Annotated in this window: 14 protein-coding genes; 11 read left to right on the forward strand and 3 right to left on the reverse strand. The window is 62.0% G+C overall.

Annotation, left to right across the window (positions count from 1 at the left end; all coding sequences use genetic code 11):
• The 7 genes from CXP40_RS10105 to CXP40_RS10135 form a co-directional block, all read left to right on the forward strand.
• On the forward strand, positions 1 to 440 hold a 440-nt coding region (locus CXP40_RS10105; RefSeq protein ID WP_157831683.1), incomplete at its 5' end, for an aminotransferase class III-fold pyridoxal phosphate-dependent enzyme.
• 131 nt (positions 441 to 571) lie between these two features.
• Positions 572 to 1,669 carry a polyamine ABC transporter substrate-binding protein gene (locus CXP40_RS10110; protein ID WP_106733602.1) on the forward strand — a complete coding sequence of 366 codons (1,098 nt, stop codon included), beginning with the start codon at positions 572 to 574 and terminating at the stop codon, positions 1,667 to 1,669.
• A 67-nt stretch (positions 1,670 to 1,736) separates the two neighbouring features.
• Positions 1,737 to 2,831 (forward strand): polyamine ABC transporter substrate-binding protein, encoded by a 1,095-nt coding sequence (locus CXP40_RS10115; protein WP_106733603.1) that lies wholly within the window; start codon positions 1,737 to 1,739, stop codon positions 2,829 to 2,831.
• Positions 2,832 to 2,899: 68 nt separating this feature from the next.
• Positions 2,900 to 3,991 (forward strand): polyamine ABC transporter substrate-binding protein, encoded by a 1,092-nt coding sequence (locus CXP40_RS10120; protein ID WP_106733604.1) that lies wholly within the window; start codon positions 2,900 to 2,902, stop codon positions 3,989 to 3,991.
• Between the two features lie 53 nt (positions 3,992 to 4,044).
• The gene (gene potA, locus CXP40_RS10125; RefSeq protein ID WP_099522939.1) at positions 4,045 to 5,199 is read left to right on the forward strand and encodes a polyamine ABC transporter ATP-binding protein; all 1,155 of its coding nucleotides are present in this window, start codon (positions 4,045 to 4,047) and stop codon (positions 5,197 to 5,199) included.
• Between the two features lie 23 nt (positions 5,200 to 5,222).
• Positions 5,223 to 6,104, forward strand: coding sequence for an ABC transporter permease subunit (locus tag CXP40_RS10130; RefSeq protein WP_177429655.1), 882 nt, complete (start codon positions 5,223 to 5,225; stop codon positions 6,102 to 6,104).
• 82 nt (positions 6,105 to 6,186) lie between these two features.
• The gene (locus CXP40_RS10135) at positions 6,187 to 7,065 is read left to right on the forward strand and encodes an ABC transporter permease subunit (RefSeq protein WP_106733605.1); all 879 of its coding nucleotides are present in this window, start codon (positions 6,187 to 6,189) and stop codon (positions 7,063 to 7,065) included.
• Positions 7,066 to 7,187: 122 nt separating this feature from the next.
• On the opposite strand, the gene CXP40_RS10140 is transcribed toward CXP40_RS10135, so the two are convergent.
• Positions 7,188 to 8,552, reverse strand: a complete 1,365-nt coding sequence (locus CXP40_RS10140) for an inorganic triphosphatase (RefSeq protein WP_106733606.1) — start codon at positions 8,550 to 8,552, stop codon at positions 7,188 to 7,190.
• Positions 8,553 to 8,664: 112 nt separating this feature from the next.
• On the opposite strand from CXP40_RS10140, the gene CXP40_RS10145 reads away from it, so the two are divergent.
• From CXP40_RS10145 to argA, 4 genes are all read left to right on the forward strand, one after another.
• Entirely contained in the window at positions 8,665 to 9,342 is a 678-nt protein-coding gene (locus CXP40_RS10145; RefSeq protein ID WP_099522935.1) for a TIGR00153 family protein, read from the forward strand.
• A gap of 39 nt (positions 9,343 to 9,381) precedes the next feature.
• A complete protein-coding gene (locus tag CXP40_RS10150; protein WP_099522934.1) occupies positions 9,382 to 10,653 on the forward strand; it encodes an inorganic phosphate transporter in 1,272 nt (423 codons plus the stop codon).
• Between the two features lie 68 nt (positions 10,654 to 10,721).
• Positions 10,722 to 11,888: an acetylornithine deacetylase gene (gene argE / locus CXP40_RS10155; RefSeq protein ID WP_157831684.1), complete on the forward strand. Its 1,167-nt coding sequence runs from the start codon at positions 10,722 to 10,724 to the stop codon at positions 11,886 to 11,888.
• A gap of 65 nt (positions 11,889 to 11,953) precedes the next feature.
• Positions 11,954 to 13,252 (forward strand): amino-acid N-acetyltransferase, encoded by a 1,299-nt coding sequence (gene argA, locus CXP40_RS10160; protein WP_099522932.1) that lies wholly within the window; start codon positions 11,954 to 11,956, stop codon positions 13,250 to 13,252.
• 88 nt (positions 13,253 to 13,340) lie between these two features.
• Here argA and rmf read toward each other — a convergent pair whose 3' ends face one another.
• Both rmf and gshA read right to left on the reverse strand, forming a co-directional pair.
• A complete protein-coding gene (rmf, locus tag CXP40_RS10165) occupies positions 13,341 to 13,532 on the reverse strand; it encodes a ribosome modulation factor (protein WP_106733608.1) in 192 nt (63 codons plus the stop codon).
• A gap of 205 nt (positions 13,533 to 13,737) precedes the next feature.
• Positions 13,738 to 15,318 carry a glutamate--cysteine ligase gene (gshA, locus tag CXP40_RS10170; protein WP_106733609.1) on the reverse strand — a complete coding sequence of 527 codons (1,581 nt, stop codon included), beginning with the start codon at positions 15,316 to 15,318 and terminating at the stop codon, positions 13,738 to 13,740.
• Between the last annotated feature and the right edge of the window lie 37 nt (positions 15,319 to 15,355).

Genomic DNA, 15,355 nt, shown 5'->3' on the forward strand with positions numbered 1-15,355 from the left:
TGATCGAAGCGCATGGCGACTTCAACCACGGCTTCACCTATTCCGGTCATCCGGTGGCGGCGGCGGTGGGGCTGGAGAACCTGCGCATTCTCAAGGAAGAAGGCATCGTCGAGCGGGTGAAGGCAGAAACGGCACCGTATTTGCAGCGTCGTCTACGTGAGCTGGTGGATCACCCGCTGGTGGGCGAAGTGCGCGGTATTGGCATGCTAGGCGCCATCGAGTTGGTGCAGGACAAGGCGACGCGCACACGTTATCCGGGTGACAAGGCGGTAGGCATGATCTGCCGCGGCCACTGTTTCAACAACGGTCTGATCATGCGCGCCGTGGGCGACACCATGATCATTGCGCCGCCTCTGGTGATCAGCCAGGCGGAAGTGGATGAGCTGGTAGAGAAAGCACGCAAGTGCCTGGATCTGACCCTGCGTGACCTGTCGGTCTGAAAGCCCGCAGTCACGGAAAGTTGTCAGCGGTGCCATGACCTTGCCAGACTGCGCCAGAGTGCGTGAGCCGTCCTGTTTGGAACGGCTTGCGCGACCTCTGGAATAACGACACAACAACAGGAGCTGTACGCATGAAAACATTCGGCAAGACCCTTCTCGCGTTGTCCCTGACCGCGGCCGTGGCAGGCGCTGCTCAGGCTGACAGCAAGGTGCTGCATGTCTACAACTGGAGCGATTACATCGCCGAAGACACCCTGGCCAACTTCGAGAAGGAAACCGGCATCAAGGTCGTCTACGACGTCTTCGACAGCAACGAAGTACTGGAAGCCAAGTTGCTGGCTGGCAGCTCCGGTTACGACGTAGTGGTGCCGTCCAACCCCTTCCTGGCCAAGCAGATCAAGGCTGGCGTGTTCCAGAAACTGGACAAGTCCAAGCTGCCGAACTGGTCGAACCTGGACAAGGACCTGCTCAAGGCCCTGGATCCGAGCGACCCGGGCAACCAGTACTCGATCCCTTACATGTGGGGCACCATCGGCATCGGCTACAACGTCGAGAAGGTCAAGGCCGTGCTCGGCGAAGACGCGCCGGTCGACTCCTGGGATCTGGTGTTCAAGCCCGAGAACATGGAAAAGCTGAAGTCTTGCGGCGTTTCCTTCCTCGATTCGCCGACCGAGATTCTCCCGGCCGCTCTGCATTACCTGGGCTACGCCCCGGACAGCAGCGACAAGGGCGAGCTGCAGAAGGCCGAAGAGCTGTTCATGAAGATTCGTCCTTCGGTGGCTTACTTCCACAGCTCCAAGTACATCTCCGACCTGGCCAACGGCAACATCTGCGTCGCTATCGGCTACTCGGGCGACATCTACCAGAGCAAGGCACGCGCCGAAGAAGCGAAGAACGGTGTGGAAGTCGGCTACAACATTCCGAAGGAAGGCGCGGGTTCCTTCTTCGACATGTTGGCGGTGCCGGCTGACGCCAAGAACGTCGAAGCTGCACACGTGTTCCTCAACTACCTGATGGAGCCAGCGGTGATGGCCAACATCACCAACTACGTGCAGTTCCCCAACGGCAACGCCGCAGCCACGCCGCTGGTGGATGAAGCACTGCGTACCGATCCGGGCGTGTACCCGACTCCGGAAGTGCTGAAGAAGATCTACACCTTCCCGGACCTGGCTCCGGCGGTGCAGCGCACCATGACCCGCAGCTGGACCAAGATCAAGTCCGGTCGCTAAGCGACGAAGCAACGCCGCCTGGCGGGTTCGCCCGCCAGGTACCCAAATCGCAAGAAGAGGAAACGTCATGCGTCGTTCTACCCTGCTGGCTGGCCTGATCGCCGCTGCCATTGGTATGTCTGTTGCCCAGGCCGCCGACCGTGTGGTCAAGGTCTACAACTGGTCCGACTACATTGCGCCGGACACCATTGCCGAGTTCGAGAAGGAAACCGGTATCAAGGTGGTGTATGACGTTTTCGACTCCAACGAAACCCTCGATGGCAAGCTGGCCACCGGCCAGAGCGGCTATGACGTGGTGGTTCCGACCAACCACTTCCTGGCCAAGCAGGTACGTGCCGGCACCTACCTGAAGCTGGATAAATCCAAGCTGCCCAATCTGGTCAATCTCGACCCGACCATCATGAAAAACCTGGCCGCGGGCGACCCCGGCAACGAATATTCGGTGCCCTACCTATGGGGCACCAACGGCATCGGCCTGAACGCCACCAAGGCGCGCGCCGTGCTCGGTGACGATGCACCACTGGATTCCTGGGAGCTGCTGTTCGACCCGAAATACGCCGAGAAGCTCGCCTCCTGTGGCATCGCATTGCTCGACTCGGGCGACGAAGTGCTGCCGCAAACGGTCAACTACCTGGGCCTGTCGCCGCATACCACCAAGCGTGAAGACTACGAGAAGGCCTATGAGCAGCTGATGAAGGTGCGCCCTTACATCACCTACTTCCACAGCTCCAAATTCATCTCCGACCTGGCCAACGGCAATATCTGCGCCGCCTTCGGCTACTCCGGCGATGTGCTGCAGGCCGCTGACCGCGCCGAAGAGGCCGGTCGTAGCGACGAGATCATCTACATCATTCCCAAGGAAGGCACCGCCATGTGGGCGGACCTGCTGGCCATCCCCAAGGACTCGAAGAACGTCGCCGAAGCCCACGAATTCATCAACTACCTGCTGCGCCCCGACGTGATCGCCAAGATCAGTGACTACGTCGCCTACGCCAACCCCAACCTCAAGGCCACCGAGCTGGTCGACGAGAGCGTACGGGACAACCCTGGCGTTTATCCCAGTGAGGAGGTCATGGCCAAACTCTACGTTGCCGAAGAGCGTAAGCCCGAGGTGCAGCGTTGGCTGACCCGTGACTGGACGAGAATCAAAAGCGGCCGCTGATCGACGAACGATTTTCCTATAAAGTGCCGCGCCTTTTTCGGGCGGCACACAAAAACGAGGATGATACTGTGCGAGTTACCCTGCCCAAGTCTCTGATCGCGATGGCGGCTTCCGCCTTCTGTAGTGCTGCTCTGGCCCAGTCCACGGTGCACATCTACAACTGGAGCGATTACATCGGCGAAGAGACGCTGGCCAAGTTCGAAGCGAAAACCGGCATCAAGCCGATCTATGACGTCTTCGACTCCAACGAAACCCTCGAAGGCAAACTGCTCGCCGGCCGTAGCGGCTACGACGTGGTGGTGCCCTCCAACCATTTTCTCGGCAAGCAGATTCGCGCGGGCGCCTTCCAGCCGCTCGATCGCAGCAAGTTGAGCAATTGGGACAACCTCGATCCGGCGCTGCTCAAGCAACTGGAAACCAACGACCCCGGTAACCAGTACGCCGTGCCTTACCTGTGGGGCACCAATGGCATCGGCTACAACGTCGAGAAGGTCAAGGCTGCGCTCGGTGTCGAGGAGATCGACTCCTGGGCCGTGCTGTTCGAGCCGGAAAACATCAAGAAGCTCAGCGAATGCGGTGTGGCCTTCCTCGACTCGGGCGATGAAATGATCCCGGCCATGCTCAATTACCTGGGCCTGAACCCCAACAGCACCAACCCTGATGACTACGCCAAGGCCGAGGCCAAGCTGCTGGAGGTGCGTCCCTACGTCACCTACTTCCACAGCTCCAAGTACATTGGCGATCTGGCCAACGGCAATATCTGCGTGGCTGCCGGTTTCTCCGGCGACATCCTGCAGGCCGCCGACCGCGCCGACGAAGCCGGCAAGGGCATCGAAATCGCCTACAGCATCCCCAAGGAAGGCGCCAACCTTTGGTTCGACATGATGGCCATCCCGGCCGACGCGGCGAACGCCGAGCAGGCGCATGCCTTCATCAACTTTCTCCTCGAGCCTGAGGTGATCGCCGAAGTCAGTGACTATGTGGGTTATGCCAACCCCAATACCAAGGCGGACGAATTCATGGACGAGGAGGTCCGCAACGACCCGTCCGTGTACCCGCCTCAGTCGGTGCTAGACAAGCTGTACATCTCCGCCGAGCTGCCGGTGCGTGTGCAGCGCCTGATGACCCGCAGTTGGACCAAGGTCAAGTCGGGTCAGTAATCGTTCCTGCCCGGCCGCAGGGGTCGGGCACAATCTTCCGGGAGTTTTCCTAAATGGCTGTTGCCTCCAGCGCCTACAAAAAAGCCCTCGAGGGGGATCAGACACCGAAAGAGGTGCTGGTCAAGATCGATCGGGTGACCAAGAAGTTCGACGAGACCGTGGCCGTCGACGACGTCTCGTTGACCATCAACAAGGGCGAGATCTTCGCCCTGCTGGGTGGCTCCGGCTCCGGTAAGTCGACCCTGCTGCGCATGCTCGCCGGCTTCGAGCGGCCGACCGAAGGGCGCATCATCCTCGATGGCGTCGACATCACCGACATGCCGCCGTACCAGCGGCCGATCAACATGATGTTCCAGTCCTACGCGCTGTTCCCGCACATGACCGTGGCGCAGAACATCGCCTTTGGCCTGCAGCAGGACAAGCTGCCCAAGGCCGAGATCGACGAGCGCGTGGCCGAGATGCTCAAGCTGGTGCACATGACCCAGTACGCCAAGCGCAAGCCGCACCAGCTCTCCGGTGGCCAGCGCCAGCGCGTGGCTCTGGCTCGCTCGCTGGCCAAGCGTCCCAAACTGCTGCTGCTCGACGAGCCGATGGGCGCGCTGGACAAGAAACTGCGTTCGCAGATGCAACTGGAGCTGGTAGAGATCATCGAGCGCGTCGGCGTGACCTGCGTGATGGTGACCCACGACCAGGAAGAGGCCATGACCATGGCCCAGCGCATCGCCATCATGCACCTGGGCTGGATCGCCCAGACCGGCAGCCCGATCGACATCTACGAGACGCCAACCAGTCGCCTGGTGTGCGAGTTCATCGGCAACGTCAACCTGTTCGACGGCCAGATCACCACCGACGAGGTCGACCACGCGATCATCGACTGCCCGCAACTGGACAAGCCAATCTACATTGGGCACGGCGTCAGTACTCGCGCCGAGAACAAGTCCGTCAGCTACGCCCTGCGCCCCGAGAAGCTGCTGATGGCCACGGCACTGCCGGAAGACCACGAGCACCCCGAATACAACTGGAGCCGTGGCCACGTGCACGACATCGCCTACCTGGGCGGCCACTCGGTGTACCACGTCAAACTCACGTCCGGGCAGATCGTGCAGTGCTTCATCGCCAACGCCGAGCGCCGCGGCAAGCGTCCGACCTGGGACGATCCGGTAGTGGTTTACTGGGAAGACGACAGCGGCGTGGTACTGCAATCATGAAACCGAGCAAACTGGCGCGCTATCTGCCCAGTGGGCGGCATGCCGTTATCGGCATCCCGTTCCTCTGGCTGTTCATGTTCTTCCTGCTGCCGTTCGTCATCGTGCTGAAGATCAGCTTCGCCGAGGCCGATGTGGCGATCCCGCCCTACACGGAAATCTACGAGTGGGCGGATAACAAGCTGACGCTGTTGCTGAACTTCGGCAACTACATCTTCCTCACCGAGGATGCGCTGTATCTGTCGGCCTACCTCGGTTCGTTGAAGGTCGCGTTGTTCAGCACCCTGCTGTGCCTGCTGATCGGCTACCCGATGGCCTACGCCATCGCTCGTGCGCCGAAGTCGCAGCAAACCGTGCTGTTGCTGCTGATCATGATGCCGACCTGGACCGCGATCCTGATCCGCGTCTACGCCTGGATGGGCATTCTCGGCAACAACGGTCTGCTCAACAGCCTGCTGATGAGCATTGGCCTGATCGATACGCCGCTGCAGATCCTCAACACCAACATCGCGGTCTATATCGGTGTCGTGTATTCCTACCTGCCGTTCATGATCCTGCCGCTCTACGCCAACCTGGTGAAGCACGACCTCAGCTTGCTGGAGGCGGCTTCTGACCTGGGCTCGAGCAACTTCAACAACTTCTGGAAGATTACCGTGCCGCTGTCGAAGAACGGCATCATCGCTGGCTCCATGCTGGTGTTCATTCCGGTGGTTGGCGAGTTCGTCATCCCCGAACTGCTCGGCGGCCCGGAGACCCTGATGATCGGCAAGGTGCTGTGGCAGGAGTTCTTCAACAACCGCGACTGGCCTGTAGCGTCCGCCCTGGCGGTGGTGATGCTGGCGATCCTGATCGTGCCCATCATCCTCTTTAACCGCAACCAAGCTAAAGAGTTGGAGGGGCGGCCATGATTCGTTCAATCACTGTGAACCCATCATTCTCTTCAACCGGCTTTCCAACCAGAAGCGGAGCCAAAGAGCTGGAGGGCCGCCCATGAAGCGTTTCAGTTTCTCCAGCATCATGCTCTGGGCCGGCCTGGTCTTCATCTACCTGCCGATGGTCATTCTGGTCATCTACTCGTTCAACGCCTCACGGCTGGTAACGGTGTGGGGCGGCTGGTCGGTGAAGTGGTATGTCGGCCTGCTGGATAACACCCAGCTGATGAACTCGGTGATGCGCTCGCTGGAAATCGCCTGCTACACCGCCATCGCGGCGGTGGCGCTGGGCACCCTGGCGGCCTTCGTGCTGACCCGCATCACCCACTTCAAGGGGCGTACCCTGTTCGGTGGCCTGGTCACTGCACCGCTGGTGATGCCGGAAGTGATCACCGGTCTGTCCCTGCTGCTGCTGTTCGTGCTGATGGCGCAACTGATCGGCTGGCCGATGCAGCGCGGCATGACCACCATCTGGATCGCCCACACCACCTTCTGCTCGGCCTATGTGGCGGTCGTGGTGTCGTCGCGTCTGCGTGAGCTGGACATGTCCATCGAAGAGGCGGCCATGGACCTGGGCGCACGGCCGTGGAAGGTGTTCTTCCTGATCACCGTACCGATGATCGCGCCGTCGCTGGCAGCGGGTGCGATGATGTCCTTCGCTCTGTCGCTGGACGATCTGGTTCTGGCCAGCTTCGTCTCCGGTCCTGGCTCGACCACTCTGCCGATGGAGATCTTCTCTGCCGTGCGTCTGGGGGTTAAACCGGAGATCAACGCGGTGGCCAGCCTGATCCTGCTGGCGGTGTCGTTCGCCACTTTCCTGGCCTGGTTCTTCGCCCATCGGGCCGAGGAAAAACGCAAGAAGGCCATGCAGCAGGCCATGGACGAGACCACCAACCCGTCCTGGCAGCAGGTCGTAGACAGCCGTCGCAGCAACTAAGCGTCTGGCTGAAAGCAAAAACGGGCCCCGCGGGGCCCGTTTTTCATGGTGTCACTGATCGGGGCGTTGTACCGCGGTCTGTATGAGCGGCTTCAGCCGCGAAGGTTGTGAGCGCCCAGCCGCTATTTCACCAACGCCTTCCAGGCCTTGAGGCTGTTCACGATCTGCGTCTGAGTCGCGCGCAGCTGACGCTGCTCGTCGTCCAGGTCCTGCTGCGCCAGTTCGTAGAGCTTGTTCAGCTCGCCATACAGGCGGTCGACCTCGGGCACTTCCAGCACGCCGCGCGCCAGGCGCAGCCAGACCAGCAGGCGTTCTAGACGTGGCATCTGTTCGGCCAGATCCTCCGGCTGCTGCTGGTAGCGGCGCAGTTGCAGAGCGGTACCTTCTTCGTTCAACAGGGTCGGCAGCCAGTTGCCCAGAGCCGCGCTGCCCTGGCGGTTGCCACGATTGTTGCGCTCTGTCGTCCAGCTGCGTTGCAGCAGCCAGTGCGACAGTTTCAGCGACAGCAGACCCCAGCGGCAGCCGTCGAGCTCGGCGGCGAACAGCGCCGGGGCATTGCGCCGCATGCTGTCGTCGTCCTGGCCTGCCGCCAGGCGCGGGCGCCAATCGTCGAGCAGGGCATCGAGTGCTTCGCGCAACTCGCGCGAGCTGGCGCGTGGCGCGGCCTGGCCGAGGCTGGCGAGCAGGGCGCGCAGGTCGATCAGTTGCTCCAGCCATTGCTGCAGCAGGCTCCAATGGCCGTTCCAGCGATACTGCTCGGCCAGGCGCTGGCTGGCGCCGAGCAAGTGCCAGGCGAGTGCGGCGAAGGCGTCGTCCAGGCTCATTTCGGGCGTCAAGGCGGGCGCCGGCAGACTCAGGCTGTAACTGCCAGCATCGAATAGGCGATAGCCACGCTCGGCTTTGCTGATATCACAAGGCATCAGCGGCAGTTCGGCAGCCAGCTCGCAGGCCAGCTCCAGCAGCGCAGCCGGTTCGCCCTGGCGCAGTTCCAGCTCCAGCTCGCAAATCTCTTCTTCGCCCTCGCCGGCGATGACCCTGCCCAGATCCAGCGCGGCCTCGATGACCACCTTGGCCTTGCCGCGACCCCAGGCGATTTCGGCCTTTTCGCGAACGAAGTCGGTGGTGAACAGCGGCTGCAGGGTTTTCTTGTCCAGCTCGGCCAGGCTGGCTGGCCAGCACGTGTCATCAAGTTTTTTCAGGTCGAGCTTGGCCTTGCTCAGGTACCAGTCCCACTCGTTACGCTCGGACAGGCCGGCGACGCTTTGGCCACGGCTCTTCAGCGTCTGAATGAACTGCTCGCCGTCACGGCGCAGGCGCAGGGCGACCTTGGCGCTGGCCAGGTCGCGGTCTGGTGTGTCGTAGTACTGGTTGAACAGTTCGCCGCGCTGCCAGCCACTCTTGTTGCGCTTCTTCAGCAGTGGGTGTTCGCGCAGGGCTGCCAGGGTGGTACGACTGACGCGCAGTTTGATTTCGGTTTCTTTGACCATGGTGGAGAGCTATGACGCCTTTTATGAAAATGTGACAGACCGATGACGCGCGCTGGCGAATGACGAATCCGGTCCCTATACTTGCGGCCTTCTCAAAACGGGGGCTTACCCTATGCCTATCAATCCCTTTGTCAGCCTGTTCGGTCGTTCACCCATCGGCCCCATGCAACAGCATATCGCCAAGGCCCACGAGTGCGCGGCGAACCTGGTTCCCTTCTTCGAGGCCATCATGGCCGAGGATTGGGCCAAGGTAGAACAGGTGCAACAGGAGATGTCCCGGCTGGAGCACGAGGCCGACAAGCTGAAGAAAAGCGTGCGCCTGCACCTGCCCAAGAGCCTGTTCCTGCCGGTGCCGCGTTCGGACCTGCTTGAGCTGCTCAGTGTACAGGACAAAGTCGCCAACCGTGCCAAGGACATCGCTGGTCTGATGCTCGGCCGGCAGATGGCTATTCCGCAGCCACTGCAGCCACTGGTGCGCACCTACGTACAGCGCAGTGTGGACGCCAGCGCCCAGGCGCTGAAGGCAATGAACGAATTGGACGAACTGCTCGAAACCGGTTTCGCCGGCCGCGAAGCAGTGCTGGTGGAAAACCTGATCGAGGAGCTCGGTTCGATCGAAAACGATACCGACCGCCTGCAGATCGAGGTGCGCCGCAACCTGTTCAAACTGGAGAAGGACCTTCCTCCGGTCGATGTGATGTTCCTCTATCAGATCATCGACTGGATCGGCGATGTCGCCGACCGTGCCCAACGAGTGGGCAACCGACTGGAACAACTGCTGGCGCGCTAAGCGCCAGTGTCCTTTCTGGGATCTACGGAAACTTACTTTATGTCTCTGATTGCGGACTACGGGCTGGTTCTGCTCGTCCTTGCCTGCCTTTTCGGTTTTTTCATGGCCTGGGGCGTCGGCGCCAATGATGTCGCCAACGCCATGGGTACGTCGGTCGGCTCACGCGCGCTGACCATCAAGCAGGCGATCATCATCGCCATGGTCTTCGAATTCGCTGGTGCCTATCTGGCTGGCGGCGAGGTGACCGAAACCATCAAGAACGGCATCGTCGATGCCAACATGATCAGCCCCAACCTGATGGTGCTGGGCATGATGTCGGCGTTGCTGGCGGCGGGTACCTGGCTGCTGGTCGCTTCGACGCGTGGCTGGCCAGTATCGACCACGCACACCATCGTCGGTGCGGTGATCGGCTTCGCTGCGGTTGGCGTGTCGATGGATGCGGTGCACTGGAGTGGCGTTGGCCCCATCGTCGCCAGTTGGGTGGTCACGCCAATGCTGGCCGGTATCATCTCCTTCTGCCTGTTCGTCAGCGTGCAGAAGCTGATCATCGACACCGACAATCCCTTCCTCAACGCCAAGCGTTACGTGCCGCTGTACATGTTCATCACCGGCTTCATGATCTCGCTGATGACCATGACCAAGGGCCTCAAGCACGTCGGTCTGAACCTCTCCAGCACCGAAGGCTTCATGCTTTCGATCGGTGTCGGTGTGCTGGTCATGCTGATCGGTATCGCGCTGCTCAGCCGCATCCATGTCGATGCCGAGGCGGACAAGGCCTTCCACTTCTCCAGTGTGGAGAAGGTGTTCGCCATCCTGATGATTTTTACCGCCTGCGCCATGGCCTTCGCCCACGGTTCCAACGACGTGGCTAATGCCGTTGGTCCGCTGGCCGCCATCGTCGGCGTGATCCAAAGCGGCGGTGAACTGGCCGCGGGTGAGAAGTCCATCGTTCCAGGCTGGATCCTGCTGCTGGGCGCACTGGGTATCGTGGTCGGTCTGGCCACTTATGGCTACAAGGTCATCGCCACCATCGGCAAGGAAATCACCGAGTTGACTCCTAGCCGTGGTTTTGCTGCCGAACTGGCTGCCGCTACCACCGTGGTCAGTGCTTCGGGCCTGGGGCTGCCGGTTTCCACCACCCACACCCTGGTCGGTGCGATTCTCGGTGTCGGCCTGGCGCGCGGTATCGGTGCGCTGAACCTGGGCATGATCGGCAAGATCTTCCTGTCCTGGATCATCACTCTGCCGGCCGGTGCGATTCTGTCGATCATCTTCTTCTTCATTCTGCGTTTGCTGTTCGGCGGAGTCTGATTCCACTTCGGCGGTTTCACCGACAGGACGATGCCCCTATGATGGGGCATCGTTTTAGGAGATCGCCGATGCCCCTGCCGTCCTTTCAAGAGCAGTTCGCTGCGCTGATCGCTGCGCCATCGGTGAGCTGCACCCAGCCCAATTGGGACCAGAGCAACGCGCCCGTCATCGAGCTACTCGCTGCCTGGCTCGGTGATCTGGGCTTTACCTGCGAAACTCAGCAGATCGCCCCCGGCAAATTCAACCTGCTCGCCAGCTATGGCAGTGGCCCAGGTGGTCTGGTGCTGGCTGGGCATAGCGATACCGTGCCCTTCGATGCCGCGCTATGGCAGAGCGACCCACTCAAGCTGACCGAGGTCGGTGATCGTTGGGTGGGCCTTGGCAGTTGCGACATGAAAGGTTTTTTTGCCCTGGCCATCGAAGCCGTGCGGCCGCTGCTCGATCAGCCTTTCCAGCAACCGCTGCTGATCCTTGCTACTTGTGATGAAGAAAGCTCCATGGCCGGTGCTCGCGCCCTGGCCGATGCTGGTCGGCCTCTTGGTCGCGCAGCGGTGATCGGCGAGCCCACCGGCCTCAAGCCGATTCGCCTGCACAAGGGCGTGATGATGGAGCGCATCGACATCCTTGGGCAGAGCGGCCATTCCTCCGATCCGGCGCTTGGCCACAGCGCGCTGGAAGCCATGCAGGACGTGATGGGTGAGCTGCGCGGCCTGCGCGCGCAGTGGCAGCGCGAGTTCAACAACCCGCAGTTCAGTGTGCCGCAACCGACGCTGAACCTCGGCTGCATCCACGGCGGCGACAATCCCAATCGCATCTGTGGCCAGTGCGCCCTGGAGTTCGACCTGCGTCCGCTGCCGGGCATGGACCCGGAACAACTGCGTGAGGCGATTCGCGGTAAGTTGCAGCCGTTGGCGCTCAAGCACCAGGTGCGGATCGACTATGGCCCGCTGTTCCCGGCCGTGCCGCCCTTCGAGCAGCGCGCCGATGCCGAGCTGGTGCGTCTGGCCGAACGGTTGACCGGCCACACGGCCCAGGCGGTGGCGTTCGGTACCGAAGCGCCTTATCTTCAGCAGCTTGGCTGCGAGACGCTGGTACTTGGCCCCGGCGATATCGACTGTGCGCACCAGCCCGGGGAACACCTGGAGCTGGCCCGCATCGAACCTACTGTGGCCATACTGCGCCAACTGATCCAACACTACTGCCTGACCCGGAGTGAAGACGTGCTGCGACGATGAGAGCGACTCTCTAACCGAACATGACGGCTATGCCCGTCCTACGTCTCGACACTAATGGATTGCTCATGCACGACTACGTCACCTGGTTACGCCACGCTTCGCCTTACATCAATGCCCATCGCGACTGCACCTTCGTGGTCATGCTGCCGGGCGAGGGTGTTGCCCATCCGAATTTCGCCAATATCGTCCACGACCTGGTGCTGCTGCACAGCCTTGGCGTGCGCCTGGTGCTGGTGCATGGCTCGCGCCCGCAGATCGAGGCGCGCCTCGCCGCCCGTGGCCTGACCCCGCATTACCATCGCGACCTGCGCATCACCGACGCACCGACCCTGGAATGCGTGATCGATGCCGTCGGCCAACTGCGCATCGCCATCGAGGCGCGTCTGTCGATGGACATGGCCGCCTCACCGATGCAGGGCTCGCGCCTGCGCCTGACCAGCGGTAACTTCGTCACCGCGCGGCCGATCGGCGTGGTCGATGGCGTGGACTACCACCACACCGGCGAAGTACGGCGCATCGACCGCAAGGGCATCAATCGTCAGCTCGACGAACGCAGCATCGTGCTGCTGTCGCCGCTGGGTTATTCGCCCACCGGAGAAATCTTCAACCTGGCCTGCGAGGATGTCGCCACCCGCGCCGCCGTCGACCTGGGCGCGGACAAGCTGCTGCTGTTCGGCGCCGAGGATGGCCTGCTCGATGAAAACGGTAAGCTGGTGCGCGAACTGCGTCCGCAGCAGGTGCCGGCGCATCTGGCGCGGCTGGGCAGCAACTATCAGGGCGAGCTACTCGATGCTGCTGCCGAAGCCTGTCGTGGTGGCGTGAAGCGTAGCCATATCGTCAGTTATGCCACCGATGGCGCGTTGCTCAGCGAACTGTTCACCCGCACCGGCAACGGTACTCTGGTGGCGCAGGAGCAGTTCGAATCCCTGCGCGAGGCGACCATCGAGGATGTCGGTGGTCTGATCGAGCTGATCAGTCCGCTGGAAGAACAGGGCATTCTGGTGCGCCGTTCGCGGGAGGTGCTGGAGCGCGAGATCGAGCAGTTCAGCATCGTCGAGCGCGAAGGGCTGATCATTGCCTGTGCGGCGTTGTATCCCCTCGCCGATTCCGACTGTGGCGAGCTGGCCTGTCTGGCCGTCAATCCCGACTATCGCCACGGTGGTCGTGGTGACGAGCTGCTCGAGCGGATCGAGGCGCGGGCGCGGGCACAGGGGATCAAGACCCTGTTCGTCCTCACCACCCGTACCGCCCACTGGTTCCGCGAGCGCGGCTTCGAGCCGAGCAGCGTCGAGCGCATGCCCACCGCGCGGGCGTCGCTGTACAACTACCAGCGCAATTCGAAGGTGTTCGAGAAGACGTTGTAGGAAGACAAATGCGATGAGTGGGAGGGGCTTTAGTCGCGAGCGATGAATCAGTCGCGGCTAAAGCCCCTCCCACAATGCGTTCAGAGTGTCAGGCGCTGTGCTGCTGCAAGCGCATCTGCTCGAAGCCGTCATCCCAGCCGGCCTCCCAGGCCGCAGCGGGGATTTCGGCAGGATAGGGCTGGCGGGTTCTGGGCTGACCCGTGAGGCCGGCCATATAACCTTGCTGGTAGGCCTTGGTCAGGCTCTCCAGGCTCCATTGCGGCGTGGCGTCATCGGCCATGGGCGCTGCTCGTCTATCGTCCTTTACCCGGCAATGCTAGCTGGCCGGGCGGCCATAGGTATGGCCGCCCATCCTGGCTTTTGCTCCGCTGGTTTGCTTTGTGACGCAGTCGACGCTTCGTCGCCCGTGCAACCGGGGCACGTAGAGTGCGCACCGCGGTTACCCCGGTGCGTATAGGTGCGCGCGGCCCTGGCTGCGGTGAGACCTAAACGGCCAGCGCCAGGATGCTCGCCTGGTAAGCGGCGACGAAGGCGTCGAAATCGCCTGTGGGCTGCGCCTCCAGCTCCGCCTGCGCGGCCAGCGAGTCGTGCGCGGTCTGTTCGAAAGCCTGCTGCTGCTGTGGGCTGAGCGGCTGAGCGCGGAAGTATTCGGCGTGACGCTGGCTCTGCTGCAGGGCGAACTCGGTAAAGCTCTTGCCCTGACGCAGAATCGCCAGCACCTGCGCCGACGGCGTCATTTCCACATCCGCGACCTTGGCTTGTTGCTGCGCCAGGGCCTCGACGTGCGCATTGCCGTCCTGGCTGCGATCGAGCAGTTCGGCCAACGGCAGAATGCGCTCGAGCAATTCGCTGGCCCAGACCTTGAGCTCCACCTGCTGGCTACCTTTCTGCAGGTGCAGGCCGGGACGACGCCCCTCCTTGACCACCTTGAGGAAGTTGCTGGTGCAACTGCTGCACTCGCCGTTCTCCAGCAGCGGGCTGTCTTCCAGGGCACAGAACAGCAGGAACGCGTCGATGAAGCGCGCTTGCGCCACGTCGATGCCTAACGGCAGGAAGGGGTTGATGTCGAGGCAGCGTACTTCCACGTATTGCACGCCACGGCTCATCAGCGCCTGTATCGGTCGTTCGCCGCTGTAGGTGACGCGTTTCGGGCGGATGCTCGAGTAGTACTCGTTCTCGATCTGCAGGATGTTGGTGTTCAGCTGCAGCCATTCGTCGCCGCGCTTGGTTCCTGCCTCGACATAGGCCGGATAGGGCGTGCCCACCGCCAGACGCAGGCTGTCGGTGTAGCTGGCCAGGTCGTTGTAGCAGGGGGTGAGGCCGGACTGTGCGCTGCTCTGGTAGCCCAGGTCGCTCATGCGCAGGCTGGTGGCGTAGGGCAGGTACAGGGTGTCTGCGTCCAGTTCCTGAAGGTGGTGCGGGCGGCCACGCATGAAGCCTTTGTCCAGCGCCGGCGAGGCACCGAACAGGTACATCAGCAGCCAGCTGTAGCGACGGAAGTTGCGGATCAGCGAGATATAACGGGCCGACTGATAGTCACGCGCACTCTGTTCGTTGCCTTCGCTCTGCTGTTGCAGCTGCCACAGCCCCTCGGGCAGGGAGAAGTTGTAGTGGATGCCGGCGATGCACTGCATGGTCTTGCCGTAACGCAGTGCCAGGCCCTTGCGGTATACGTACTTGAGGCGGCCGATGTTGGAGCTGCCGTAGCGGGCGATGGGAATCGTCTCTTCGTCCGGCAGAGGGCAGGGCATCGACGGGCTCCACAGCAGTTCGTCATCGAGCTTGTCGTAGGCGAAGCGATGGATGTCTTCCAGTTCGGCGAGGGTGGCGGCCGGATCGTTGGCGGTGCCGGTGATGAACTCCAGCAGCGACTCGGAATAATCGGTGGTGATCTGCGCATGGGTCAGCGCCGAGCCCAGCGCCTGCGGGTGCGGGGTCAGGGCCAGCTGGCCGTCGCGATCGACGCGCAGGCATTCGCGCTCGATGCCGTGCAGGCACTCACCCAGCAGGGACAGGTTGGCCGGCTCGCCGAGCTGAGCCAGGCGGCGGGAGAGAAGATCGCTCAAGATGCAATTCCTAACTGGGCAGTCGCCACAATATGGG

Origin of the sequence: Pseudomonas sp. YY-1 (genome assembly GCF_002843095.1) — a bacterium.
GTDB lineage: Bacteria > Pseudomonadota > Gammaproteobacteria > Pseudomonadales > Pseudomonadaceae > Aquipseudomonas > Aquipseudomonas sediminis_A.